Origin of the sequence: Nocardioides sp. NPDC059952 (genome assembly GCF_042730435.1) — a bacterium.
GTDB lineage: Bacteria > Actinomycetota > Actinomycetes > Propionibacteriales > Nocardioidaceae > Nocardioides.
In genome coordinates this window covers 1-24309 of sequence record NZ_JBHWLY010000085.1, presented here as the reverse complement: position 1 = coordinate 24309, position 24309 = coordinate 1, and the positions used below count along the sequence as shown (strand labels likewise).

The following is a 24309-nucleotide window of genomic DNA, read 5'->3' as shown; positions in this document are numbered from 1 at the left end:
GGCACGAGGGGCGATCTCTTTGTGTGGGTGTTTCACGTGGAACGGGTTGCCCGGTGGTCGAGCCTGTCGAGACCACCACCTTGTTGAGGGCCGGTGGTCTCGACAAGCTCGACCACCGGCGCGGCTAGGACCAGTAGACGACGACCCGGTCACCGATGCGGACCTGGTCGAAGACCCAGGCGATCGACGACTTGTTGCGTACGTTCGCGCAGCCGTGGGAGCAGCCGTTGTAGCCGCGGGCGGCGAAGTCCGAGGAGTAGTGCACCGCCTGGCCGCCGTTGAAGAACATCGCGTACGGCATCGGCGTGTGGTAGATCGACGAGACGTGGTTGCGGCTCTTCCTGAAGATCTTGAAAGCGCCCTCGCGGGTCTTCGTGTCGGAGCAGCCGAAGCGGGCATCCATCGCTCGGATGATCTTGCCGCTGCGTACGTAGCGCATCCGGCGGTCGGTCTTGTCGACACAGAGGACGCGGCCGGTGAGGCAGCGGCGGTCGAGGTTGTAGAGCTTCGCGTCGGTCGGGGTGCTGGTCAGCGAGCGGAGCCGGTCGAGGGTGCGCTGGTTGACCTTGCCGGTGACCGTCAGGTGCTGGTTGCGCTGGAAGACCTTGACGGCGCCGGCGGTCTTCGAGCCGTAGGTGCCAGTGACGCGTCCCTTGAAGATCTGCCGCTCCTTGAGGCGAGCCTGGATCTTGCGGACCCCGATGCCCGTGGAGCCCTGTTGGTAGAGAGCCTTGTATGCCGTGTGCAGCCCGACCTGCCCGACGGAGGCCGACGGCGCGCTGGCCTGGGCGCTGCTCGGCGCCGCGATCGAGCCCAGGGAGAATCCCAGGGCGAGAATGGTGGTGAGGAAGATCGCCACCGGGGTTCTACGGACGTTCACATCAGCTCCGTGGGTCATGGATGGGGGGCCCGGTCGCACGGGCCGCTGGAGTCGCACCCGGGGTGCGACCTACTACGACTAAGACGTTCGAGCAGCGTGCGCGGTTGCATCAGATTCGCGAGCCTGCCCGCGGACTTTAGCGCACCCAGCGCCCGCGCGGCGCCTTTGGGAACCCTTCCGCGGATTCGTTGGGCCAGCGTTCTTCCAGGCGTCTCCAGGGAGGTCGGTTTCACGTGAAACGGGGCGGTCATCGAGCCTGTCGAGATGACCTCGTGCGTACGTAGAGGCGGTGGTCTCGACAAGCTCGACCACCGTGGTCGGTCATCGAGCTTGTCGAGATGACGTGGCGAGGGGGAGCGGGAGTCGTGGTCTCGACAGGCTCGACCACCAGGCTCGACCACCGGAGGCTCGTGCGTACGTGCATGTGGTGGTCTCGACAGGCTCGACCATCGGGGTCGGTCATCGAGCTTGTCGAGATGACGTGGTGGGGGGAGCGGGAGTTGTGGTCTCGACAGCCCCGAGCACCAGAGACTCGTGCGTGCGTACGTGTGGTGGTCTCGACAGGCTCGACCATCGGGGTCGGTCATCGAGCTTGTCGAGATGACGTGGTGAGGGGAGTGGGGTGGTGGTCTCGACTGGCTCGACCACCGGAACCTCGTAGGTGCTGTGGTCTCGGGAGGCTCGACCATCGGTCATCGAGCTTGTCGAGATGACCCTCGCTGCTGAGTGTGGGTCAGGGGTGTGGGGTCGTCGACGTGTTGGCGAGGCGCGGGAGCTCGCCGAGGTCTCCTCTGATGAGAGCGAGGCGCTTGGCCCGACTCCAGTTCTGGACCTGCTTCTCCCGCATGAACGCATGATCGACGTGGTCGTACTGCTCGTACCAGACCAACTGCACCGGGAGGCGATGGCGGGTGTACTCCGAACCGAGGCCGACCCGGTGCTCGATCATGCGGCGTTCGAGGTCCGTCGTGCTGCCGACGTAGAGGGTTCGGTCGGCGCAGAGAAGCATGTATGTGTAAGCCATGTCCTCATCATGAGTGCGACCACCGACAGTCCTGGGTCGAGCGCTCCTCGAGGTCGAGCTTGTCGAGACCTCTGCTTCGTCTGGGGTGGTGGTCTCGACAGGCTCGACCACCGGAGCTGGGTCATCGAGCTTGTCGAGATGACCTCATCCGTACGAGGGTGCCGTGGTCTCGACAAGCTCGACCACCGGAGCTGGGTCATCGAGCTTGTCGAGATGACGCGGTGAGGGGAGCGCGAGTCGTGGTCTCGACAGGCTCGACCAACGGGACCGCGTGCGTACGTGGGTGTCGTGGTCTCGACAGGCTCGACCACCGGGAACTCGTGCGTACGTGGGTGAGGTGGTCTCGACGGGGTTCGGCCATCGGGAGTTCTTGGTTGTGCGTTTCACGTGAAACAGTTCGTGTGTGAGCGAGGAACGTGGGGACTTGGGTGGCCTGGGCGAGGTGGACCCTCGGGCGGAGAAGCTCTTTCCGGCTGATCGGCTGGAGCTCGCAGAGAGGTACGCCGCCTGGCTGGCCGACGCGGGGGTTGTGCGCGGTTTGATCGGACCGCGGGAGGTTCCGCGGCTGTGGGATCGGCACATCCTCAACTGCGCCGTGCTCGGGGAGGTGATCCCCGAGGGGGTCGCGGTAGCTGACATCGGGTCTGGTGCGGGACTGCCGGGCTTGGTCCTCGCGATCGCCCGCCCGGATCTGCACATCACGCTGATCGAGCCGCTGCTGCGGCGTACGACCTTTCTCGAGGAGGTCGCCGAGGATCTCGGTCTCGAGAACGTGACGGTGTTGCGGGGGAGGGCGGATGCCTTCCACGGCGAGCTCGGGTTCGACGTGGTGACCTCGCGAGCCGTGGCCGGCCTGGGCAAGCTGCTCGACTGGTCGATGCCGTTGGTCGTACCGACGGGCGCGCTCGTCGCGATGAAGGGGTCGAGCATCGAAGCGGAGATCGACGAGGCCGAAGCGGCGCTGAAGAAGTGGGGATGCGCACCGCCGACGGTCTCAGAGCTCGGTGTAGGCGTTTTGGAGACAACAACTGTCGCGGTTCGGGTGGTTTGGTCGGATCCCGCACAGGTAGATTGGCCGCCGGTCCCGAAGGGCGGCCAGAAGGGGCCCAAGGGCGGGTCCCGCAAGAAGAAGCGCCGCCGTTGAAGGTGGTCGAGCTTGTCGAGACCACGAGCTTTCGGGCGTGAGACGTCATCTCGACAAGCTCGATGACCGAACGATGAGGATGAGGAAACATGCCGTACGACGACGAGAGCGCACAGAACGCCGTTTCACGTGAAACCGACGAACCGGTGTCGATCAGGCTCCGTACGGCGGGGGACATCGCGTCCTTCGAGAACGACTTCGACACGGAGGCGACGCCGCTGGCCGCTGCCGCCGAGCACACGCTCCTGGCGCGTGGTGCGGCGAGCAATCGGCCGCCACTGCCACGCCCGGCGAGCACGCGCGTGATCGTCTCCGCCAACCAGAAGGGCGGCGTCGGCAAGACCACCTCGACGGTCAACATCGCTGCGGCCCTGGCGCAGCTCGGTCAGAAGGTTCTGGTCATCGACCTCGACCCGCAGGGCAACGCCTGCACCGCGTTCGACGTCGACCACTTCCAAGGCACCCCGGGGACGTACGAGGTCCTGGTCGAGGGGGCCACCCTCGAGGACGTCGTCGTGCCGGTCCCGAAGCTCGAGGGCCTCGAGCTGGTGCCGGCGACCATCGACCTGGCCGGCGCCGAGGTCGAGCTCGTCGAGGAGCGCGGACGTGAGCAGCGCCTGAAAGAGGCGCTGGCCAGGTCCCCCCGCGTGGGTGACGCTGAAGACCGTTGGGACTACGTCCTCATCGACTGCCCGCCGTCGCTGGGCCTGCTCACGGTCAACGCGCTCGTCGCGAGCACCGAGGTGATGATCCCGATCCAGGCCGAGTACTACGCGCTGGAGGGTCTGGGACAGCTCCTCAAAACCGTCGAGATGGTCCGCGCCGCGCTGAACCCGACGCTCAAGGTCTCCTCGATGCTGATCACGATGTACGACGCCCGCACCCGCCTCGCGTCGCAGGTCGCCGAGGAGGTGCGCGAGCACTTCGGCGACACGGTCATGCGCACCTTCATCCCCCGCGCCGTGCGTGTGTCCGAGGCGCCGTCGTTCGGGCAGACGGTGATGACGTACGACCCGGGCTCGCCCGGTGCGCTGAGCTATCTCGAGGCCGCCAAGGAGCTCGCCAAACAGAGCGAGCACTGAGGTGATCGAGCTTGTCGAGATCACTGGCGAGACGGGCAGAGCACCGGTGGTCGAGCCTGTCGAGACCACCCGCGAAGCGGCCGGAACTCCGGTGGTCGAGCCTGTCGAGATCACCCGCGAAGCGGCCAGAAATCCGGTGGTCGAGCTTGTCGAGACCACCCGCGAAACAGCAAGAATCTGACATGGGGGACATGAAGAAATGAGTAAGCAGCCGCCGAAGCGTGGTCTCGGACGAGGTCTGGGCTCACTGATCCCGACCGCTCCTCCGGCTGGCGGGAACGAGCCGGCGGACAGCGCTTCTGTCCAGCCGGACGTCCGTCATTCGGACCTTTCCGCTGGAGCGACTTCTGGCTCATCCGTGGACCCCGGGTCCACCGACTCGGCGGAAGGCCGCCAGATCGAGAATTCGAATCTGGCACCCGTCGACGGCGCATATTTCGCCGAGCTGCCGGTCACGCAGATCCACCCCAACCACGTGCAGCCTCGTCAGGTCTTCGACGAAGAGGCGATGGCCGAACTGGTCCATTCGATCGAGGAAATCGGCCTTCTCCAGCCCATCGTCGTCCGGAAGGTGGCGACCGACTCCTACGAACTGGTCATGGGTGAGCGCCGGTGGCGCGCCACTCAGAAGGCCGGCCTCGATGTCATCCCGGCGATCGTCCGCGAGACCGACGACACCGACATGCTTCGGGACGCGCTTCTGGAGAACCTGCACCGCTCGCAGCTGAACCCTCTCGAAGAGGCGGCGGCCTACCAGCAGCTGCTCAGCGACTTCGAGTGCACCCACGACGAGCTCGCGCAGCGGATCGGTCGGTCGCGGCCGCAGATCTCGAACACGATCCGGCTCCTGAAGCTGTCCCCGTCGGTCCAGCGCCGGGTCGCCGCCGGCGTTCTCTCGGCCGGTCACGCCCGGGCGCTGCTTGCGGTCGACGGCGAGGCGCAGCAGGACAAGCTGGCTCAGAAGGTGGTCGCGGAGGGCATCTCCGTACGCGGCCTCGAGGAGATCGTCGCCCTGGGAGACCCGGACGGTGACGCCTTCGCCACGCCGCGCGTGCGGCGAGCCAAGCCGACTGCTCCCGGGCTCAAGGAGATCTCCGACAAGCTCTCGGACCGCTTCGACACCCGGGTCAAGGTCGATCTGGGCCGTTCCAAGGGAAAGATCACCGTCGAGTTCGCCACCCTGGAGGACCTGCGCCGGATCGTCGAGCTGATGTCAGCCGCACCAGACGAGTCCATTTAGGCATCAAGCGATAAAGCGCTTTGTCGACAAATAGATTTGCCCGGTCATCGAGCTTGTCGAGATGACCTCTCAACGAGGCCAGGTGGTCTCGACAAGCTCGACCACCGAGGTCTCCCGGTCATCGAGCTTGTCGAGATGAGGCTCGGGGATCGGTCATCGAGCTTGTCGAGATGACCCTTGCGTGACAGGTGGTCTCGACAGGCTCGACCACCGGTGGCCGACCTACTGCGTGTTCGTCGAGGGGTGCTCAGCGCCGCGGATGGGGAGGCCGGGGATCGGCCCGGTCGCACCGAACGTCTCCAGGAGCTCCATCTCGGCCTCGATGACACCCGCCAGGCGGCGTACGCCTTCTCGGATCCGCTCCGGGGTGGGATAGCAGTAGGAGATCCGCATCGAGGAGGCGCCGAAGCCGTCGGCGAAGAAGCCGGTGCCGGGGACGAACGCGACTCGCGAGGTGACCGCGCGAGGCAGCATCGCCTTGCTGTCGATACCGGAGGGGAGCGTCAGCCAGACGAAGAAGCCGCCGTCGGGCTTGGTCCACGTGCACGCCGCGGGCATGTAGTCCTCGAGCGCGTCGAGCATGGCGTCACGGCGCTCGCGGTACATCTCCCGCATCTGCTTGATCTGGCCCTGCCAGTCGTGGTTGGCGAGGTAGGCGGAGACGGCCATCTGGTTGAACGGCGGCGGACAGAGCGTCGCGGACTCCTGGGCGAGGACCAGCTTCTCGCGGATCGCGGAGGGGGCCAGCGCCCAGCCGACCCGCAGGCCCGGGGAGAACGTCTTGGAGAACGAACCGAGGTAGATGACACCCGGGTCCTGGGCGCGCATCGCCGGGCGGGGCTCGTCGTCGAAGCCGAGGAGCCCGTAGGGGTTGTCCTCGAGGACCAGGATGTCGTGGCGCCGGCAGATCTCGAGGATCTCGGTGCGGCGCTCGGGCGTCATGGTGACGCCGGTCGGGTTCTGGAAGTTCGGGATCGTGTAGAGGAACTTCACCTTGCGGCCGGAGGCCTTGGTGGAGACGATCGCCTGCTCGAGCGCGCTCGGGATCAGGCCGCTGGCGTCGACCTCGGCGTGCACGATGTCGCACTGGTAGCCCTTGAAGACGCCCAGAGCCCCGACGTACGAAGGAGCCTCACAGATCACGACATCGCCGGGGTCGCAGAAGACGCGGGTGACCAGGTCGACGGCCTGCTGGGAGCCGACGGTGACGACGACGTCGTCGGGGTGGGCCTCGATGCCCTCCAGGCGCATGACCTCGCAGATCTGCTCGCGCAGAACGGGATCGCCCTGGCCGCCGCCGTACTGCAGCGCGGTCGGGCCCTGGGTCAGGATCAGATCCTTGATCGAGTCGCCGACCACGTCCAGCGGAAGGCTGGAGATGTTGGGCATGCCGCCTGCCAGCGAGACGACCTCCGGGCGCGCAGCCACTGCGAAGAGAGCTCGGACCTCCGAGACCGTCATGCCTGCGGTGCGTGCGGCGTAGCGGTCGGCGTAGGGATCGAGTCGGGATGATGTTGCGCGCTGGGGAAGATCAGTCATGGTGTCACCATCATGAAGGATCGCATACGCTGGTGACAGACCCTTAACCGAGTATCAAGGGTGAGACATGGCACGCCGTATCCTGCCGCTGACGCTGGACCTCTTCGCCGAGGTCCCGGCGCCGTGTCGCGCCTGTCTGTTCTGGGAGCGCGACCCCGTCGGCCATCGACGCGTCGCCTCCGCGCAGACGGTCGGGCTCAAGGAGGCATGGATCTCCGAGGTGCTCCGCGAATGGGGGTCGTGCGGGCGGGTGGCCGTCGTGGACGGTACGCCTGCGGGGTTCGTGCTCTACGCGCCACCGGTCTTCGTGCCACGGGTGGCCTCGTTCCCCTCCGGCCCGGTGTCCGCCGACGCGGTCCTGATGACCACGGTGTGGATCGATCCGCGCCATGCCGGTGGCGGGATCGGCCGGATGCTCGTGCAGGGGATGGCGCGCGACCTGGTCCAGCGGGGATCGGTCCGCGCGATCGAGGCCTTCGGTGACGTCGGGCCGCTGAGCGGGATCCACGGCCGGCGCTGCGCCGCCCCTGCCGACTTTCTGGGCCGGGTCGGTTTCAAGACGTACCGGGATCACCCCACGGTCCCGCGGATGCGGATGGATCTGAAGCAGACGGTCACCTGGATCGACGACTTCGAGTCGGCCTGGGAGCGGCTGCGGGAGGTCGTACGCCCCCGCAACCATCCGTCCCCCGCCTCATCTGAGCTGCATCGCGACGCGGAGTGAATGTTTCATGTGAAACGTGGTCGAGCCCGGTGGTCGAGCCTGTCGAGACCACCCGTTCCGCGAAATGACGATGGCGCGCCACCGTGACAGTGGCGCGCCATCGTGACAGCTGGTGTCAGCCGATGAACTCCTGCAGCTCCTTGAGGAGCGCGGCCTTCGGCTTGGCGCCGACGATGGACTTCACGACCTCGCCGCCCTGGTAGACGTTGATGGTCGGGATGCCGGTGACGCGGTAGGTGGAGGGGGTGACCGGGTTCTCGTCGACGTTCATCTTGGTGAAGGTGACCTTGTCACCGTGCTCGCCGGCGAGCTCCTCGAGGATCGGGGAGACCTGGCGGCACGGGCCACACCACTCGGCCCAGAAGTCGACCAGTACGGGCTTGTCGGACTTCAGGACGGTCGAGTCGAACTCGGCGTCGGTCACGGCGGTCATGTTGTCAGCCACGATGGGTTCCTTCTCGGTAGGGACGGGTATTGGGAAGTCTGTGGTCAGAACGCTGGGTCTGCGTCGCGCATTCCCAGCCCCCGGTCATCGAGCTTGTCGAGATGACCAGGGTAGGCGCGGCGATCAGGCCGAGACGGCAGCCGCCTCGGCGTGGGCCTGGTGGGCGAGGAACTTCTCCGCGTCGAGCGCGGCCTGGCAGCCGGTGCCGGCGGCGGTGATCGCCTGGCGGTAGACGTGGTCGACCAGGTCACCTGCGGCGAAGACGCCCTCGATGTTGGTGGCCGTGGAGCCGTCCTTGGTCAGAACGTAGCCATCGTCGTCGAGGTCGACCTGGCCCACGAGCAGCTCGGACCTCGGGATGTGGCCGATCGCGATGAACAGGCCGGAGCACTCCAGGTCGCGGAGCTCGCCGGTCTTGGTGTCCTTGACGGTGATGCTCTCCACGGAGAGCTCGCCGTTGATGGACTCGACCACGGAGTTCCAGGCGATCTCGAGCTTCGGGTCGGCGAAGGCGCGCTCCTGCATGATCTTGGAGGCGCGCAGCTCGTCGCGGCGTACGAGCAGGGTGACCGAGGAGCCGAAGCGGGTCAGGAAGAGGGCCTCCTCCAGCGCGGAGTCGCCGCCGCCGACGACCACGATGGGCTTCTGACGGAAGAAGAAGCCGTCGCAGGTGGCACACCAGGAGACGCCCTTGCCGGAGAGCTCGTCCTCGCGGGGCAGGTCGAGCTTCTTGTAGCCCGAGCCGGTGGCGAGGATGACGGCCTTCGCGTAGTGGGTGTCGGTCGCGGTCTTGATGACCTTGACCGGACCGGTGAGGTCCATCTCGATGACGTCGTCGGGCTCGAGCTCGGCGCCGAAGCGCTCCGCCTGGGCACGCATGTTGTCCATCAGCTCCGGGCCCATGATGCCGTCACGGAAGCCGGGGAAGTTCTCCACGTCGGTGGTGTTCATCAGGGCACCGCCGGCGGTCACCGACCCCTCGAAGACGAGCGGCTGCAGTCCGGCGCGGGCGCTGTAGACAGCTGCGGTGTAGCCCGACGGGCCGGAACCCACGACGATCACGTTGCGGGGGTCGGTCGGGGACGACGGGGTCGGCATCAATGGCTCCTCAGGTGTGGCTGGCGAACTGCACAACAGATCGTAGGCCACGTACATTCCAGGGCCCTGAACGCCGAGACCCCGACTCGCGTCAGGAGACGGGGGTGCCGAGGACCTGGACTTCCTTGACCTCGGCGCGGTAGCCGCCGTCGACCTGGGGGAGACCAGTCATCCACACGAGTACGTAGCTGCCCTCAGGGGCGCCATCGACCGTGATCTCGTCCTCGGTGCCGACGCTGCCCTTGGCGGCGGGAGCGCCGGTCGGGTCGTCGCTCCACGGGGAGTCGCCGACGTAGACCTCGATGTCGGTGGGCTCGCCGATCATGTTGAACTTCAGGGAGTCGACGGCGTACTCGCCCTTGAGGTTGAGGACCAGGCCGATGCCGGGCTTGAGGGAACGGGGGCGGTCGCCGATCTGATCGTTGTATCGCTGCGTACGCCACGCCAGACCCTTCGTGTCGCCGTCGACCACGAGGTCGACAAGGTCGGGCGTCTCGGTGGGCGGGTCGCCGTGGGGGTCGAGGTCCTTGGCGGTGATGCCCTTGATGACGGTCGGCTCGGCGGCAGCGGTGTTGTCGCCGCCGTTGTTGCCGGTGCCGGGGTTCTCGGCGGTCGTGTTGGGGTCGTCGTTGATGATGTTCCAGGCGATCGACCCGGCGATGAGGACCAGCACGACGAGGCCGACGCCCATGGCGACGCGGAGCCAGTTGGTGCCGGGCTTCTGGTTGTAGTCCGGCTCCTCGGCGATCGGTACGTTGGCGCCGGTCCACGGGCCCTGCCAGCCGTTGTAGGAGGCATCCGGGGCCACCGGACGCCGGGCAGCGGCCGGAGGCGCCTGCTGGGGGCGCTGCGGCGGTACGTAGCCGGGGGTCTCGTCGGCGAACAGCGGCTTCGACGGGGTCGGGTCCTGCATCGGCGGCGGGGAGGACGGACGCTGGCGCTGGGGGCGCACGGCGTCGGGAGCCACGCCGATGGCGTTCGACGCAGCCCGTGCCTCGGCCGGCTCGGCCTGGGGCGGCGCGGCCATCGCCTGGGTCTCCTCGTCGATGGCCGAGGGCCGGTTGAGCGGGGCGGTCGGCTCACCGGAGAAACCGGCGAGCGCGGAGTGCAGCTCGGCCGCGGTCAGCGGCGGCATGTCGGCGCCGCTGCCCAGCACCCGGTCGCAGAGGTCGTCGAGCGGACGCGGCACACCGGCGCGTACCTGACGGGGACGGAGCACGCGGCCGTGGTCGCGCGGCGCCGGAGGCATCGAGGACAGCGTCTCGCCCGCCCACTTGCCGGTCAGGGCGGCGTAGAGGACGCCGACTGCGTCGACGCGGTCGCGTCGCTGGGAGTCACGTGTGTCGGGGTCGATCCCGTGCAGCGCGGCGTCGACACCGAAGCCGATGACACGCACCGCGCCGAGGTCGTCGAGCAGCACGGCCTCGGGGTTGAGCCGGCCGTGGGCGTGGCCCTGGTCGTGGGCCAGGACCAGCAGGTCGGCGACCTCGGAGGCGATCCAGGCGGCCTGCTGCGGCGGCAGCGGGCCACCGGCGGCCAGCGCGTTCTCCAGCGACGAGCCCTCGCCCCACTCGTTGACGACGTACGCCACCTGGTCGGTCTGGGCGGCGTCGAGGACGCGCAGCATCCGGGGGTCGCCGACGGCAGCGGAGTTGCGGGCCGCGGCCATCAGGCGCGGTGCGCGCTCGTCGCGGGCATCGAGGACGTGCACGGCAACCGGGCGGCCGAGCACCGCGTCCTGGGCGCGCCAGAAGCGTCCCTCGCGGGACTCGCTCAGCAGATCCGTCAGCTGGTATCTGCCGGCGAGGACGTCGCCTGATTGCGTGAACTCCATATCGGACCCATTCTTTCAGACCTTGCCAGACAGTGATGAGGCTGTCCGATGGTCAACGGCGCAGCCGTCGGGCAACCTGTTGCACCATCGTGGTCAGCTCCTTGACCTGGGCAGCCTGCGCCCCGAGGAGCAGCATGCCGAGATGCAGCGCCCCGACGATAGCGGCCCCGATCAAGGCCAGCACCATCGTCGGCTCGTCGTTGATCATGCCCAGCGCCGTGCGGAGCAGCCATGCGGCGGCCGCGGCCACGACGGTCACCATGACCAGGCGGGCGAGGAACCCGAGCAGCCCGCGACCGTCCAGGTCTCCGAGCGTGCGCTTGAGCACGACGTACGAGACGACGGAGCCGACCAGGTAGGACAGCGTGTAGGCGCCGGCGAGTGCGGGCGCGGTGTATTCCGAGGAGACGGCCCTGGTCAGCAGCAGCGCGGCGACGATGTTGGTGGTGGCGACCGCGCACTGGATGAAGAAGACCGTGCGGTTCTGCTCCAGCGAGTAGAAGCCGCGCAGCAGCAGGTAGTGGATCGTGAAGAAGACCAGCCCGGCCGCGAAGACCGTCAGCGTCGGGGCGTAGTCCTTGAACGCGTCGGCGCCGGCGCCGTAGCCGAACAGGAGGTGGGCGATGTCCTCGGAGAGCACCGGGATCAGTGAGGCGATCGGGATCACGATGGCGAGCGCGTTGCGCAGCTGCTGCGACAGCGTACGTCCCAGCTCGGGCAGCTCGCCGGCGGCGCCGTAGCGCGACAGGACCGGCAGGATCGCCGTCGCCAGGGAGACGGTGATGATCGAGTGCGGCACCTGGGTGACCAGGAAGCTGTTGGAATAGACCGTGTAGCCGGTGCCGCCGGTTCCCGAACCTTCCGAGGCGAGGTTGACCACGATCGTGTACGCCACCTGGTTGACGACCACGAAGAGCACCGTCCACATGCCCAGCCTCGCGGTCTGCGAGAGCCCGGCGCCGCGGAAGTCGAAGCGGGGTCGGTAGCGCACACCGGTCTTGTGCAGCACCGGCAGGAGCAAAAGGAACTGGAGGACGATGCCGAGGGTCGAGCCGAGCCCCAGGAGAACCTCCTGGCCGGTGGTGAAGCCACCGACGTCGGAGGGCCCGAAGACGACCAGGTAGGTCACCAGGGTCGTGATCGCGATGATGTTGTTGGCGATCGGGGCCCACATCATCGGCCCGAAGCTGCCGCGGGAGTTGAGCACCTGCCCGACCAGCACGAACATCCCGTAGAAGAAGACCTGCGGCAGGCACCAGCGGGCGAAGTCGATGGCCGACTCGAGCTGGGCGGCGTTCTCCGCGGCGTACCACTTGTCGCTGAGGTAGAGGTTCATCAACAGCGGCGCCGCGAGCACCAGGACGATCGTGACGAGACCGAGGAAGAGCCCGGCGAGCGTGATGATCCGGTCGGTGTAGGCAGCCCCGCCGTCCGCGTCCTTCTTCTGCGCCTTCACCAGCTGCGGCACGAGCACCGCGTTGAAGACGCCGCCCGCCAACAGGATGTAGAGCATGTTGGGCACGGTGTTGGCGATGTTGAAGACGTCGGCGTGCAGCCCGGAGCCGAGGGCGGCGACGAGGAGTGCTGAGCGGATGAACCCGCTGGCCCTGGAGAACATCGTCCCCGCGGCCATCACCGCGCTGTTGGCCAGGATCGAGCTTCCGCCGGACTTCTGCTCGGGGGCTGTCACATCACTGCCGATCGCTTCGCTCGCTTCGGCTCCTCGCTCGTCGAGAGCGCCTGAGCTCGTTCCGCGCTCGCGCTCTCCACTCACTCGTCGCCTCCTGACGTACGTGCTTTCTTGGCCTTCATGATGCGCCGGGTGAGTCGCACGGCGATCGCCGCGAAGAGTAGCGCGCAGCCGGTGCCGACGAACCACCAGATCACTCCGCTCACCTGCGAGGGGCGGATCGGGACGGAGGCGTGGGCGCCCAGCGGGTTGCCCTTGGTGTCGGTGACGACGATCAGCGCGGTGTGGGTGCCGGTGTCGAGCATGCTCGCGGCGAGGTTGAAGCTGGCCTTGGAGTTGGCGTCGAGCTGGACCGGCTCGGAGGTCGCGACCCGCAGCGACTCGTCGGTGATCGCGTCCAGCCGCACCGTGACGGGCTCGTCGAGCTCGTTGCTCAGGGTGACCTGGAACTCGCCGCCCTTCATGCTGGAGAGGATCACCTTCGGCGGTACGGCCACGGTGACCGAGCTGAGCTCGGAGCTGACCTCGCTCAGCGCGTCGGCGGCCGGGTCGGTGTTGCTCTTGCGGGCGGAGTAGGAGATCGAGGTCAGAGCCTCGCTGAGGATGTCGGAAGCGACCTCGTCGTTGTGGGTCAGGATCCGCTGCAGCATCTCGCCGGCACCGATGAGCTCGTTGGCCGTGTCGATCCGGTCGGAGGAGATCTCTGCCTTCATCTCGCGACGGGGGTAGCGGAGCTTGTCGGCCGTGATCGACGTCGCCTTGTGACCGGTGAGGGCCTCGTCCAGGGTCGAGGACGAGATCCAGGCGGCCTTGTTCCAGGGGGTGACGAACGAGGTCGCGCTCTGCGGAGGGTGCCAGCCGTCGGGGAGCACGGCGATGAGCGGCTTGCCGGAGCCGCGCAGCAGGGCCGCCTCGGCGACGAGACGCTGGCGCACCGAGATCGCGTCGATCGGATCGTTGGGCCCGGGCCCGCCGGCGGCAGCGCCGGAGGACGTCACGATCATCTGGTGACCGTCGAGGTCGGCGATGACCGGTGCGGTGCCGCGGAACATCTTGTCGCTGACCAGGCTGACCGCACCCGGCTCGAGCAGGTTGACCGCGGCGCGATCGAGGTAGCCGGTCGGCGGCGCGACGGCCGAGGTCGCCTTGATGCCGAGCTCGGCGAGCGCCTGGGCGGTGTGCTCGCGCGCCGTGGCCAGCAGGTCGGGGTCGGTCGTGGCGAGCGCGGACAGGTCCGGGTCGGCGTAGGGGAGAGCGATCAGGTTGTGGCCGGCGAGCGCGTCCTCGAGGCGACCCAGCCAGACCGTCGCGGCCTGCTTCGCAGCCTCGGCCTCCTCGTCGATCGGCTCCTCGGCGTCGGCGTCGGCGCTGGCCGAGGGGCTCGGCAGCAGCGCGGAGGCCGAGGGTGACGCACTCTGGCTCCCGCTCTCCTCCGGCTCCTCCTCACCCTCGTCCGTCGGCGCCAGGTTGCGGGCGGGGTTGCCCTCGGCGAGGTTGCGTACGGCATCGATCAGCGCCGGGTCGATGGCCCAGGTGAGATCGGGCATCTCGGAGCCGGTCTCGAGCATCCGGAAGAGCCGTCCGCCGGCGCCCAGGTCGCGGGTCCAGCCCGGGAGGTAGTTCACGCTGCCGTCGCCGTTGTAGACCACGCTGCGCCGTAGCGGCATCACCAGCGACACCTTCTCGGCCTTGGCCTTCTTGTTCGGCTCCTTGACCAGCGGAAGGAACGTGCGTGCCCGACCGTCGGCGGTGTTCGGCGTGGTGGAGCCGAGCGCGTGGACCCCGAACCAGTAGACCCCGGGCTCGGTGACGCCCAGCAGTCTGCGCGGCACCGAGAGCGACCACGAGTAGGTCTCGCCGGGCGCGAGGTCGGGGATCGCCGCGTACGTCCCCTCGGCCACGACCCGCTCGCCGACCAGGGCGTCCGCGGGCATGTCGGCGGCCTCGGCCAGCTCCTCGGAGGTGGTCATCGGCGTGTCGCCCACGAACGGGTAGACCTTGACGCCGTGCCACTCCTCCTCGGTGGTGTTGGTGACCTTGCCGCGCAGGGTGATCCGGCCCTTGGTGCGGCCGTCGAGGCTGACCGTGTCGAGCTCGTCGATGCTCATCGCCAGCGGATCGGGCTCCGCGGTCTCCTCCGCGGCCCGTGCCGGAGCGGCCAGCGTGGTCGCGGACAGCATCAGCAGCAGGGGTGCCAGCAGCACCAGGACGAGTGCGGCGGTGACTCGCCCACGTGGCCGTGGCGGCCTCGCCTGATGCTGGCGGACTGGCATGACTTCGAGAATATCTTTCAGGGGGTGCGGTCCTCGTAGACTGCGGCGTTGTGTCCGACAGCCAGCTTCCCCCGATCAGCGTCGCCGATGTTCAGCGATCGGTGACTGCTGAACTGGACCGTATCGCACCGGTCATAGACTCCCTCGGAGAGGCCTTCGCTGCAGACGGTCACGAGTTGGCGCTGGTCGGCGGCCCCGTCCGCGACGCGATGCTCGGCCGACCGCACAACGACCTCGACTTCACCACCTCGGCCCGCCCCGAGGAGACCGAGAAGATCCTGCGTACGTGGGGCGAGGCGCTGTGGGACATGGGTCGCGACTTCGGCACCATCGGCACCCGCAAGGGCCCGTGGCAGGTCGAGGTCACCACCTACCGCTCCGAGGCCTACGCGGCCGACTCCCGCAAGCCTGCCGTTGCCTACGGGACCTCGCTGGCCGACGATCTCGTACGCCGCGACTTCACCGTCAACGCGATGGCGGTGCGGCTCCCCGGCCGTGAGGTCGTCGACCTATACGGCGGTGTGGTCGACCTGGCGACCCGGGTGCTGCGTACGCCCGGGACCCCGGAGGACTCCTTCTCCGACGACCCGCTGCGGATGATGCGCGCGGCGCGATTCGCCGCCCAGCTCGGCTTCGACGTCGCGCCGGAGGTCGTGGCGGCAATGACCGACATGGCCGAGCGGATCTCGATCATCTCCGCCGAGCGGGTTCGTGACGAGCTGGTGAAGCTGATCTGCGCGCCCTTCCCGCGTCGAGGCCTCTCGCTGCTCGTCGAGACCGGGCTGGCCGACCTGGTGCTGCCCGAGCTGACCGCGCTGCGGATGGAGCGCGACGAGCACAACCGGCACAAGGACGTCTACGAGCACACCCTGACCGTGCTCGAGCAGTCGATCGAGCAGGAGGCGCGTCTCGGTGGCGGGCCCGACTTCGTCTCGCGGTTCGCGGCGCTGATGCACGACGTCGGCAAGCCGCGCACCCGGAAGTTCCACGACGACGGCACCGTCTCGTTCCACCACCACGATGTCGTCGGCGCCAAGATGACCCGCAAGCGGATGAAGGCGCTGCGCTTCTCCAACGACGAGATCGACGCGGTCTCCTCGCTCGTCGAGCTGCACCTGCGCTTCCACGGCTACGGAGACGGGGAGTGGACCGACTCCGCGGTCCGTCGCTACGTGCGAGACGCCGGCGACCAGCTGCAGCGGCTCCACGTGCTCACCCGCGCCGACTGCACCACCCGCAACCGCCGCAAGGCCGACCGCCTCGCCCGCACCTACGACGCCCTCGAGGCCCGCATCGAGCGGATCTCCGAGGAGGAGGAGCTCGCCGCCCTCCGCCCCGCGCTCGACGGCAACCAGATCATGTCGCTGCTGGGCATTCCTGCCGGTCGCGAGGTCGGGGCTGCGTACAAGTTCCTGATGGACCTACGCCTCGACGAGGGTGTCCTCTCCGAGGACGACGCCGCCAAGCGGCTGCTGGCCTGGTGGGCCGAGCGCTCCGCCTGACCCGTTCGTGCCATACCCCAGGGGGCTGGGATGGGCTAGGTTGTGCCGGCGCGATCTGGTCTCGTGGGTCTCACAGAGGTGCGCAACACTCCATCTCGACTCATCGAAGGCAGCTCTCGTGTCTCGTCCTCGCCTCGTCGCGTACGCCTCCATCGTCCCCATCCTGTTGACCGGAAGCGCGCTGCTCATCTCCTCGGCCGCTGCGGACGAGCCTGCGCCCGCGACCTGCGGTGGCCTGGCCGTCACCGTCGACATCGGTGCAGGCGGAGCGCCGACCGACGGCGACGACGTCATCGTTGGTACGTCAGGTGTGGACGTCATCCACGCGTTGGGCGGACACGACGTGATCTGTGGACTGGGCGGCGGCAGCGGCGTGGGAGCAGACATCGATCAGGTCTACGGCGAGGGCGGAGACGACCTGATCATCGGGGCGGGCGGCACCGACTACATGCGCGGCGGCGACGGCAACGACGTGTTCCGGAGCAACGGTGGCATGGACTACTACTTCCCGGGGATGGGCGACGACGACATCGTCGTCGCCAAGGGAACCGTTGCCGGACGATTGCTCTACTCCGACGTGCCGGTCGGTGTGAATGTCGACCTCAGCCTCTGTGGCGCCCAGATCGATGTTTCGGCGACGCGTCAGGACACGGGCGCAGGGATGGACAGCGTGCCCTGCGCCCTCTACCAACTGAGCGGGAGCCCTCAGGACGACCACTTGGCTGGGCGCGATCACCGCCGCGAGTATCTCAGCGGCGGAGCCGGTGACGACGTGCTCTACGGCGGCGACATGGACCCGGAGGTCGACACCAACAACGATTCGTACATGGGCGGCGCGGGCACCGACACGCTGGACTTCAGCCGTGTCGACCGCGCGGTATCTCTGGCCGCCCGGCCAGGCCCGGACGTGGCGTACTACCCAGCAGGGGTAGGGGATGTGGGCGTCAGCGACATCGAAAACCTTGTCGGATCGTCTAGGGACGACCGACTCCATGCCGGACCTGAGGCCGCGGTCCTCGAGGGCGGCCCAGGACACGACCGGCTGTTCGGTGGGCCGGCGGCCGACACGTTCGTGGATTCGACGGCGCAGGTCGTGTCCGGAGCCACGACGCCAGTCACCATCGACGGCACCGCCGGGACCTTCAGCAGCGGGGACACGTTCACCGTTGCCCCTGGAGTGACGGTGCGGGGATCGTCGGTCGACGACGTGATTCATCCCGGTCGCTTGTGCAACATCCAGGGCGGCGGCGGAAATGACATGTTCGTCGTGGACGACACCATGGCCCCGGACTGTGCGCCGGGTGAGCGAGGAAGCTACCAGGGTGGGACTCTGACATTCAGCGCCCTGACCGAGCCTGCGACGTACGCCATCGGAGACCCGGCCGTCATCACTGCGTCCCAGCGCATCCCGATGCCGTCGGTCTCGGGGATGGCACTGGTCGGCACCCGTTTCGACGACGTCCTCGGCGGCGACGACGGCGACAACGTGATCGACGGCGGCCTCGGCAATGACCGCATCGACGGCGGCCTGGGCCTGGACACGGCCACGTACGCGGCGGCCGGGGCCGGTGTCACGGCATCGACGACGAAGGCGACCGGAGGCAGTGGGAACGACACACTGGCCGGCATCGAGAACCTGACCGGCAGCCGCTACCGCGATCACCTCACCGGTGACCCGACAGACAACGTCCTGGACGGCGGTGACGGCGACGACATCGTCTCGGGTGGTGCCGGCGCAAATGTGGTCAGCGGAGGCGCCGGGAACGACACCGTCGTCAGCGGACCTGATGACGAGCACCTGGCCTGCAACACCGGGACCGACACCGTCTCGTACGCCGGCGCAGGGTCGGCGATCCGGTTCACCGCCGCAGATCCTCACACGGCATACAACGTCACCGGCGGCGGCGGTGACGACCGAGCCTTCGACTGCGAGAACGTGACCGGATCGAACTATGGCGACACCATCGTCGGGACGAGTGTTGGCAACGTGCTCACCGGCGGTGGCGGAAACGACATCCTCAATGGCGGCCCGGGCAGCGACACCGTGTCCGGTGGCGATGGCAACGACACGCTCTTCGGCAGCACCGGCAACGACCGGGTCCTCGGCGGCGCCGGCAACGACAGCCTCCGTGGCAATGCAGACAACGACACGGTCGACGGAGGCAGCGGCACCGACACCGTCTCGTACGACTACGCGACCGGCCGTGTCACGGCTTCGATGACCCGAGCCACAGGCTCCGGCGTTGGCACTGACACGCTGGCGGGCGTCGAGAGCGTCACCGGCAGCGGATACGCGGACACGCTGACCGGCAACGGTGTTGCCAACGTGATCGCCGGTGGCGGTGGCAACGACACCCTGGTCGGAGCCGGCGGGAACGACAGGCTGCTCGGCGGCAGTGGTGCCGACGTCCTGCGCGGCGACTCGGGCAACGACACGGTGGATGGCGGATCGGGCACGGACAGGGCGAGCTTCACAAGCGCGACGGGACGGGTCACCTCGACCATGACGTCGGCATCCGGCGGGGCCGGCTCGGACAGGATGTTCGCGATCGAGAACCTCACGGGAGGTTCCTACGCCGACCGGCTGACCGGCAGCAGTGCCGCGAACGTGATCCAGGGCGGTGCGGGTGCCGATTACCTCTACGGGGTCGGTGGCGCCGACAAGCTCTACGGCGACAGCAGTGGCGACCGTCTGTATGGCGGCACCGGGAGCGACTACGGCGACGGCGGGACCGGACGGGACGTCGCGTATTCGATCGAACGCCGAAGGCACATCCCCTGACGGAACGGCTCCGGCCGCGCTGTTGACATCTGGGCGACTACTGTCCATCGAGCCATACTGACGGTACGGTTCCGGGCATGACGACGATCACAGATCTCGAGGCAACGACCACCATCAACGCGACGCCGGCCCAGGTGTGGGCGGCGATCACGGACCTTCCGCGGATGTCCTCGTGGAGCCCGCAGGTGGTGAAGACCGTCGTGTTCGGGCAGGTCAAGGAGGGGACGCGCTTCCTCAACATCAACCACCAAGGCTGGAAACACTGGCCGACGAACGCCAAAGTCGTACGCTTCGCCCCGCACTCCGACTTCGCGTTCCGGATCACCGAGAACACGACCGTGTGGTCCTACCAGCTGGCGGAGACGGCCGATGGCACCGCTGTCACCCACCGCCGGGAGACCCCGACCGGCATCTCCGCGCTCTCACGCTCGCTGACGAAGGTCGCCTTCGGCGGTCAGGAGAACTTCACCGAGGAGCTGCGTACGGGCATGGCGACCACGCTCGCCAAGCTCAAGGCCGACCTCGAGGGCTGACCCGATCGGCGGCGGTCAGGTGCGGGCGTTGGTGGTCCACCGGTAGACGGTGCGCTGGCTGACGCCCAGCTTGGCGGCCACGTCCGGCACCCGGGCGCCGGCGCGGACCAGGACTCTGGCGGCCTGAGCGTTGTCCTCCGGCAGGTTCGCGAGCAGGTCCTCGATCTCGTCGGGGAACGCGTCGGGGTAGTCCATCGCCGGCTCGGGATCGGGGATGTTCTCGGGGAACGGGATCCGGTCGAGGAGCGTGCCGTCGACCTCGGGCGGCTTGGTGGCCGTGCGGCCGTTGCTGAACTCCGGGGCCATCCCGGCACCCGGGGCGGCGTCGGCGGCGGTGCGGGCGGCCTCGGTCACCCGGCTCGAGACCCGGCGGCGAGTGTCGGGGGTGGCGAGGGCGGAGGCCATCTCGCGCGTCCGGCTCTCCCGCGGCGGCAGCACCTCGCGAGGCATGTCGGCGAGATCGTTCGGCACCGGCTCGCCGTCCAGCTCGTCGCGTTGCTCAAGCGGCTCGGTGATCTGCTCCGTGATCTGCTCGGCAGAGACCCGCCCGATGACCGGCACGCTGAGCGCCTCGTGCACATCTGGCAGCGTGATCGGGAGCCGGTCGGCCTGGCGGGTGCCCTCGGCGACTGCGGCGAAGGCGTCGACCCACTGGGTGATCTGGTCGCGCATCGCGCCCGGCGCGACCGACCGCAGGGCGACCGCCTCGGCGCGCCAGTAGCGCTTCTGCGCGCGCTCCAGCTTCCGGCGGGACGAGGCCGTACGCTTCCGCACCGCCGTGTCGCGTGCCCGGCGCCACTCGACCCGGGTGGCGAGGAGGGCATGCATGCGAGCCCCCATCCGCAGGTCGGACCAGGAGCGTTCCATCGCCAGGTGGCGGTCACCGACGAGGGCCAGGTGCCACATCAGGGCGGCCAGCAGCGGCACGATGAACCGGAATGCCGCGGCGGTGGCGGCGTGGCCGAGGTGGATCTCGTGCCAGCCGGCGAAGAACCCCGATGCCGCGGACAGCAGCCAGGTCAGGGTCAGCAGGGTCTGAGCCGGCCGGTCCTGCTGAGCCGCCTCGCGGGCCATCAGTGCCACGGTGACCAGCGAGAGCTCGAAGACGCCGGCGAAGGCGTAGGCGTTGATCGCACCCATGGCGAGCACGTCGCGCCCGAAGCCGACCATGGCGACGTACGCGGCGGCCGTCGAGATCAGCGCGACCGAGACGGCGCCGAAGAGGATGAGGCCGCGACCATTTCCGGTCGAGCCCTTGCCTGCCGAACCCTTGCCTGCCGGGGTCGTGTCGTTGTCGGGACGCATCGTGGGGGTCTCCCGTGCCTGAGGCGATCGATCGGTCGGCCCCGGAGTCTAGGGGATCAAACACGTGTTCGAGACGTACGTGGATGGAGTGTTGACAAACCCGGTGGAAATTCGGCCGCAGCGATCCAGAAGGCGGGGCTACAGTCCGCTCATGTCGAAGACGGCGGTGCGCCGCGTACTTTTCAAGTCGTTCTGGGCAGTGATCGGTCTGGTCATCGCGGTCAGCCTCTTCAAGCTGGCCTTCGCCGGGTCGACGCAGGATGCCGACGGGGCACCGCTCACGCCGACCGGGCAGATCCCTGCGGAGGAGGTCGTCGCCGAGAAGGGCACGATCTCCAACTCCCTCACCGTCGACGGCACGATCGTGATCGACAAGCCGGTCTCGGCCACCAGCTCGATGACCGGCGTGCTGGCGCACAGGTTCGCGGAGACGGGTGCCCGGGTGAAGAAGGGCGACAAGCTCTTCCAGGTACGCGCCGAGGATGAGCCTGCCGAGCCCGTCGAGGAGGAGCCCGCCGAAGAGCCCGGGAAGGTCGATGACGCCACCGGCGACGGCGATCGCGACGACGCACCGGTCGAGCCGTCCGCCCCCAAGCCGGTCTACCGCTGGTACACGGTCGTCGCGCCCGCCACCGGCGTCGTCGGCAACTACGCCGTCGACATGATGGGCGAGGTGGCCGAGGACGGCGTGGTGGTCTCGATCCGTCCCACGACCTTCCGGGCGGTCGGCGCGATCTCGCCGCTGGACCGCTACCGGCTGGCCACCGACCCCGACACCGCGACGGTGACCATCGAGGGCGGTCCGAAGCCGTTCACCTGCACCGACCTGAGCATCGGCGACGCGGCGACCGAGACGATCACCGACGACGCACCCGAGGGCGAGATGATGGAGGGCGAGTCCGGGACCGAGGGCGAGTCCGGCGCCGGCGCCCGGATCAGCTGCCTGGTGCCGGAGAAGGTGACCGTCTTCGACGGTCTGACGATGACCATGACGATCGACGCGGGCAAGAGCGACGGCGACGTGGTCACCATCCCGGTCACCGCCGTCGCCGGCCTGGTACGCGACGGCAGCGTCTGGGTCGTCGGCGAGGACGGCACCCCGACCGAGCAGCCGGTCAAGCTCGGCGTCACCGACGGCAAGCTCGTCGAGGTCACCAGCGGGCTGAAGGCCGGCGACTCGGTGCTGCGCTACGTCCCGGGCTCGAAGGAGTCGGGCGACGGGATGTCCGAAGAGATGCCCGTGGGGGAGATGTGAGCGCGGAGGAGCTCCTGCGGCTCACCGGCGTGGCCCGCACGGTCGAGCTCCCTGACGGCGAGGACCTGCACATCCTGACCGGCGTCGATCTGGCCGTACGCCGAGGCGACCATGTCGGCATCGTCGGCCGCTCCGGCACCGGCAAGTCGACGCTGCTGAACCTGCTCGGCCTGTTGGATCGGCCCACCGGCGGCACCCTCGAGTGGGCAGGTCGCAACGTCACCGAGATCAGCAACCGGCAGGCGGCCCGGATCCGCGGCCGGGACGTCGGGTTCGTCTTCCAGCAGTTCAACCTGCTGCCGGGGCGTACGGCGCTGGAGAACGTGATGGCACCGCTGCTCTACGCCTCGGGGAAGGAGTTCTGGCAACGACGGAGGCGCGCGACCGAGATGCTCGACCAGGTCGGCCTCGGCGACCGGCTCGACGCGATGCCGCAGTTCCTCTCCGGCGGCGAGCAGCAGCGCATCGCCATCGCCCGGGCGCTCGTGCGCACCCCGTCGGTCGTCCTCGCCGACGAGCCGACCGGCGCGCTCGACGTCGAGACCGGCGCGATGGTGATGAAGCTGCTCGACCAGGCGACGTACGACTCCGGCGCGGCGCTGATCACGATCACCCACGACCAGAACGTCGCCGCCCTGGCCCGGCGGCGGTTCCGGCTGGCCGAGGGTCGGCTGCACCCGTTGACCGAGGAGGCGGTGGCGTGAGAGCGGCCCTGGCCCGCCTCGTCACCGGTCTGGCCGCCTCGACCGTCGAGGCGTGGCAGGAGCTGCGCATCCACAAGCTCCGGGTGCTGTTGTCCCTGGTCGGAGTGGCGGTCGCGGTCGCCTCGATCACCGCGACCGTCGCGGCCGGACAGATCGCGAAGCAGATGTTCACCGAGTCCTACGAGGTCGACGGGCGGCCGGCACACATCTCGGTGATGGCCTACGACGACACCAACGGCATGCCGCTCTCCGTCGAGCGGGTCCGGCCCGCGTTCCAGACGGTCGCGGAGCGGTTCGACGTGACGTACGCATCGGCGCGGATCTCCGCCTACGACATCAAGGCGACCACGTCGAGTCGCAGCAAGCGGGTCGAGCTGATGGGCGTCGACCCCGCGTACGCCGCCATCCACCGGGTCGTGGTGCCGCAGGGCCGCTGGCTCGACGAGTCCGACGCGGAGCGGCTCTCGCCGGCGTTGGTGATCGACGAGACCTTCGCCAAGAAACTCGGCCTGCAGGGTGTGCCGCTGCCGACCTCCGTGGAGCTGAACGGCCAGGGGATGTCGGTGACCGCCACGATCGTCGGCGTGACGAGCCTGCGGGGCTACGGCACGCCGCGCGCGTTCATGCTGGCCGACTCGATGGAGCACTGGCAGGCCGGAGGCCCCACCGACGCCAGCTACGAGATGTGGGTGCCGGTCGAGGGCGCCGACGAGCTGGCCAACGAGATCGGGATGGCGATGCGTGCCGAGCTCCCGGGACTCCAGGTCGACGCCCAGCGCGACGACTACATGGCCTGGGGTGGCGAGGACCCGATCGGACCGGTCAAGTGGGTGATCCTCGGGATCGCCGGGATCATCCTGCTGCTCGGTGCGCTGAGCCTGCTCAACATCGCGCTGGTGACCATCCAGCAGCGGATCCGTGAGATCGGGATCCGGCGCAGCTTCGGCGCAACCACGGGGCGGGTGTTCTTCTCGGTGATGATGGAGAGCGTCGTGGCCACCGTCGTCGCGGGCGTGGTCGGCGTGCTCCTGGCCGTCGCCGCGATCAAGAACCCGCTGGTGGAGAAGTACGTCCTCGAGGGCATCGACGACGTCCCGCCCTTCCCGCTCTCGGCGGCGTTCCTCGGTCTCGCCGTCGCCCTCGCGGTAGGCGCGATCGCGGGCATCCTCCCGGCGATGATCGCCGCGCGGGTCAGGATCATCGACGCGATCCGGTTCTGAACCAAGAATCCCGCCGAGTCGGCGCGTCATAACGC

20 protein-coding genes are annotated in these 24309 nt (G+C 68.6%); 11 read left to right on the top strand and 9 right to left on the bottom strand.

Annotated features, from left to right (window positions below; genetic code table 11):
- Positions 1-124: 124 nt before the first annotated feature.
- Together ACFV9G_RS26155 and ACFV9G_RS26150 are read right to left on the bottom strand one after the other, a co-directional pair.
- Positions 125-880, bottom strand: coding sequence for a L,D-transpeptidase family protein (locus ACFV9G_RS26155; RefSeq protein WP_378731553.1), 756 nt, complete (start codon positions 878-880; stop codon positions 125-127).
- 733 nt (positions 881-1613) lie between these two features.
- Positions 1614-1904, bottom strand: a complete 291-nt coding sequence (locus tag ACFV9G_RS26150) for a GIY-YIG nuclease family protein (RefSeq protein WP_378731550.1) — start codon at positions 1902-1904, stop codon at positions 1614-1616.
- Positions 1905-2307: 403 nt separating this feature from the next.
- On the opposite strand from ACFV9G_RS26150, the gene rsmG reads away from it, so the two are divergent.
- The 4 genes from rsmG to ACFV9G_RS26130 all read left to right on the top strand — a co-directional run bounded on the left by rsmG (position 2308) and on the right by ACFV9G_RS26130 (position 5370).
- A complete protein-coding gene (gene rsmG / locus ACFV9G_RS26145; protein ID WP_378731548.1) occupies positions 2308-3048 on the top strand; it encodes a 16S rRNA (guanine(527)-N(7))-methyltransferase RsmG in 741 nt (246 codons plus the stop codon).
- 146 nt (positions 3049-3194) lie between these two features.
- Entirely contained in the window at positions 3195-4130 is a 936-nt protein-coding gene (locus ACFV9G_RS26140) for a ParA family protein (RefSeq protein WP_378731546.1), read from the top strand.
- Position 4131: 1 nt separating this feature from the next.
- Positions 4132-4311, top strand: coding sequence for a hypothetical protein (locus ACFV9G_RS26135; RefSeq protein WP_378731543.1), 180 nt, complete (start codon positions 4132-4134; stop codon positions 4309-4311).
- A gap of 18 nt (positions 4312-4329) precedes the next feature.
- The gene (locus ACFV9G_RS26130; RefSeq protein ID WP_378731541.1) at positions 4330-5370 is read left to right on the top strand and encodes a ParB/RepB/Spo0J family partition protein; all 1041 of its coding nucleotides are present in this window, start codon (positions 4330-4332) and stop codon (positions 5368-5370) included.
- 222 nt (positions 5371-5592) lie between these two features.
- On the opposite strand, the gene ACFV9G_RS26125 is transcribed toward ACFV9G_RS26130, so the two are convergent.
- Positions 5593-6909 (bottom strand): PLP-dependent aminotransferase family protein, encoded by a 1317-nt coding sequence (locus ACFV9G_RS26125; RefSeq protein WP_378731539.1) that lies wholly within the window; start codon positions 6907-6909, stop codon positions 5593-5595.
- Between the two features lie 67 nt (positions 6910-6976).
- On the opposite strand from ACFV9G_RS26125, the gene ACFV9G_RS26120 reads away from it, so the two are divergent.
- A complete protein-coding gene (locus ACFV9G_RS26120; RefSeq protein ID WP_378731537.1) occupies positions 6977-7633 on the top strand; it encodes a GNAT family N-acetyltransferase in 657 nt (218 codons plus the stop codon).
- Positions 7634-7748: 115 nt separating this feature from the next.
- On the opposite strand, the gene trxA is transcribed toward ACFV9G_RS26120, so the two are convergent.
- The 5 genes from trxA to ACFV9G_RS26095 form a co-directional block, all read right to left on the bottom strand.
- On the bottom strand, positions 7749-8078 hold the full coding sequence (gene trxA / locus ACFV9G_RS26115) for a thioredoxin (protein ID WP_091044069.1): 330 nt from the start codon (positions 8076-8078) through the stop codon (positions 7749-7751).
- A gap of 123 nt (positions 8079-8201) precedes the next feature.
- Positions 8202-9176, bottom strand: a complete 975-nt coding sequence (gene trxB, locus ACFV9G_RS26110; protein ID WP_378731535.1) for a thioredoxin-disulfide reductase — start codon at positions 9174-9176, stop codon at positions 8202-8204.
- Positions 9177-9267: 91 nt separating this feature from the next.
- Complete coding sequence (locus ACFV9G_RS26105; protein WP_378731533.1) at positions 9268-11010, bottom strand: protein kinase family protein; 1743 nt, start codon at positions 11008-11010, stop codon at positions 9268-9270.
- Between the two features lie 52 nt (positions 11011-11062).
- Positions 11063-12784: a murein biosynthesis integral membrane protein MurJ gene (gene murJ, locus ACFV9G_RS26100; protein WP_378731531.1), complete on the bottom strand. Its 1722-nt coding sequence runs from the start codon at positions 12782-12784 to the stop codon at positions 11063-11065.
- Positions 12781-14973 (bottom strand): DUF6049 family protein, encoded by a 2193-nt coding sequence (locus ACFV9G_RS26095; RefSeq protein ID WP_378731529.1) that lies wholly within the window; start codon positions 14971-14973, stop codon positions 12781-12783. The genes murJ and ACFV9G_RS26095 overlap by 4 nt, the downstream gene beginning before the upstream one ends.
- A 50-nt stretch (positions 14974-15023) precedes the next feature.
- Here ACFV9G_RS26095 and ACFV9G_RS26090 point away from each other — a divergent pair, with 50 nt between their 5' ends.
- The 3 genes from ACFV9G_RS26090 (at position 15024) to ACFV9G_RS26080 (ending at position 19790) form a co-directional block, all read left to right on the top strand.
- Positions 15024-16475: a CCA tRNA nucleotidyltransferase gene (locus tag ACFV9G_RS26090; RefSeq protein ID WP_378731527.1), complete on the top strand. Its 1452-nt coding sequence runs from the start codon at positions 15024-15026 to the stop codon at positions 16473-16475.
- A gap of 118 nt (positions 16476-16593) precedes the next feature.
- Complete coding sequence (locus ACFV9G_RS26085) at positions 16594-19257, top strand: calcium-binding protein (RefSeq protein ID WP_378731524.1); 2664 nt, start codon at positions 16594-16596, stop codon at positions 19255-19257.
- Positions 19258-19334: 77 nt separating this feature from the next.
- A complete protein-coding gene (locus tag ACFV9G_RS26080; protein ID WP_378731522.1) occupies positions 19335-19790 on the top strand; it encodes an SRPBCC family protein in 456 nt (151 codons plus the stop codon).
- A gap of 15 nt (positions 19791-19805) precedes the next feature.
- On the opposite strand, the gene ACFV9G_RS26075 is transcribed toward ACFV9G_RS26080, so the two are convergent.
- Positions 19806-21095, bottom strand: coding sequence for a helix-turn-helix domain-containing protein (locus tag ACFV9G_RS26075; protein ID WP_378731520.1), 1290 nt, complete (start codon positions 21093-21095; stop codon positions 19806-19808).
- Between the two features lie 151 nt (positions 21096-21246).
- Between ACFV9G_RS26075 and ACFV9G_RS26070 the strand changes: the two genes are divergently transcribed.
- The 3 genes from ACFV9G_RS26070 to ACFV9G_RS26060 are packed head-to-tail and all read left to right on the top strand — an operon-like array spanning position 21247 to position 24274.
- Complete coding sequence (locus ACFV9G_RS26070; protein WP_378731518.1) at positions 21247-22350, top strand: efflux RND transporter periplasmic adaptor subunit; 1104 nt, start codon at positions 21247-21249, stop codon at positions 22348-22350.
- The gene (locus tag ACFV9G_RS26065; RefSeq protein ID WP_378731516.1) at positions 22347-23054 is read left to right on the top strand and encodes an ABC transporter ATP-binding protein; all 708 of its coding nucleotides are present in this window, start codon (positions 22347-22349) and stop codon (positions 23052-23054) included. The genes ACFV9G_RS26070 and ACFV9G_RS26065 overlap by 4 nt, the downstream gene beginning before the upstream one ends.
- Positions 23051-24274, top strand: a complete 1224-nt coding sequence (locus ACFV9G_RS26060) for an ABC transporter permease (RefSeq protein WP_378731514.1) — start codon at positions 23051-23053, stop codon at positions 24272-24274. The genes ACFV9G_RS26065 and ACFV9G_RS26060 overlap by 4 nt, the downstream gene beginning before the upstream one ends.
- The last annotated feature ends 35 nt before the right edge of the window (positions 24275-24309 follow it).

Excerpts from the sequence above, each read along its gene's own strand:
- ACFV9G_RS26150 (WP_378731550.1), bottom strand. The coding sequence starts at position 1,904 with ATGGCTTACACATACATGCTTCTCTGCGCCGACCGAACCCTCTACGTC.
- ACFV9G_RS26125 (WP_378731539.1), bottom strand. The coding sequence starts at position 6,909 with ATGACTGATCTTCCCCAGCGCGCAACATCATCCCGACTCGATCCCTAC.
- ACFV9G_RS26095 (WP_378731529.1), bottom strand. The coding sequence starts at position 14,973 with ATGCCAGTCCGCCAGCATCAGGCGAGGCCGCCACGGCCACGTGGGCGA.
- trxB (WP_378731535.1), bottom strand. The coding sequence starts at position 9,176 with ATGCCGACCCCGTCGTCCCCGACCGACCCCCGCAACGTGATCGTCGTG.
- ACFV9G_RS26120 (WP_378731537.1), top strand. The coding sequence starts at position 6,977 with ATGGCACGCCGTATCCTGCCGCTGACGCTGGACCTCTTCGCCGAGGTC.
- ACFV9G_RS26070 (WP_378731518.1), top strand. The coding sequence starts at position 21,247 with ATGTCGAAGACGGCGGTGCGCCGCGTACTTTTCAAGTCGTTCTGGGCA.
- ACFV9G_RS26075 (WP_378731520.1), bottom strand. The coding sequence starts at position 21,095 with ATGCGTCCCGACAACGACACGACCCCGGCAGGCAAGGGTTCGGCAGGC.
- ACFV9G_RS26105 (WP_378731533.1), bottom strand. The coding sequence starts at position 11,010 with ATGGAGTTCACGCAATCAGGCGACGTCCTCGCCGGCAGATACCAGCTG.
- ACFV9G_RS26080 (WP_378731522.1), top strand. The coding sequence starts at position 19,335 with ATGACGACGATCACAGATCTCGAGGCAACGACCACCATCAACGCGACG.
- ACFV9G_RS26130 (WP_378731541.1), top strand. The coding sequence starts at position 4,330 with ATGAGTAAGCAGCCGCCGAAGCGTGGTCTCGGACGAGGTCTGGGCTCA.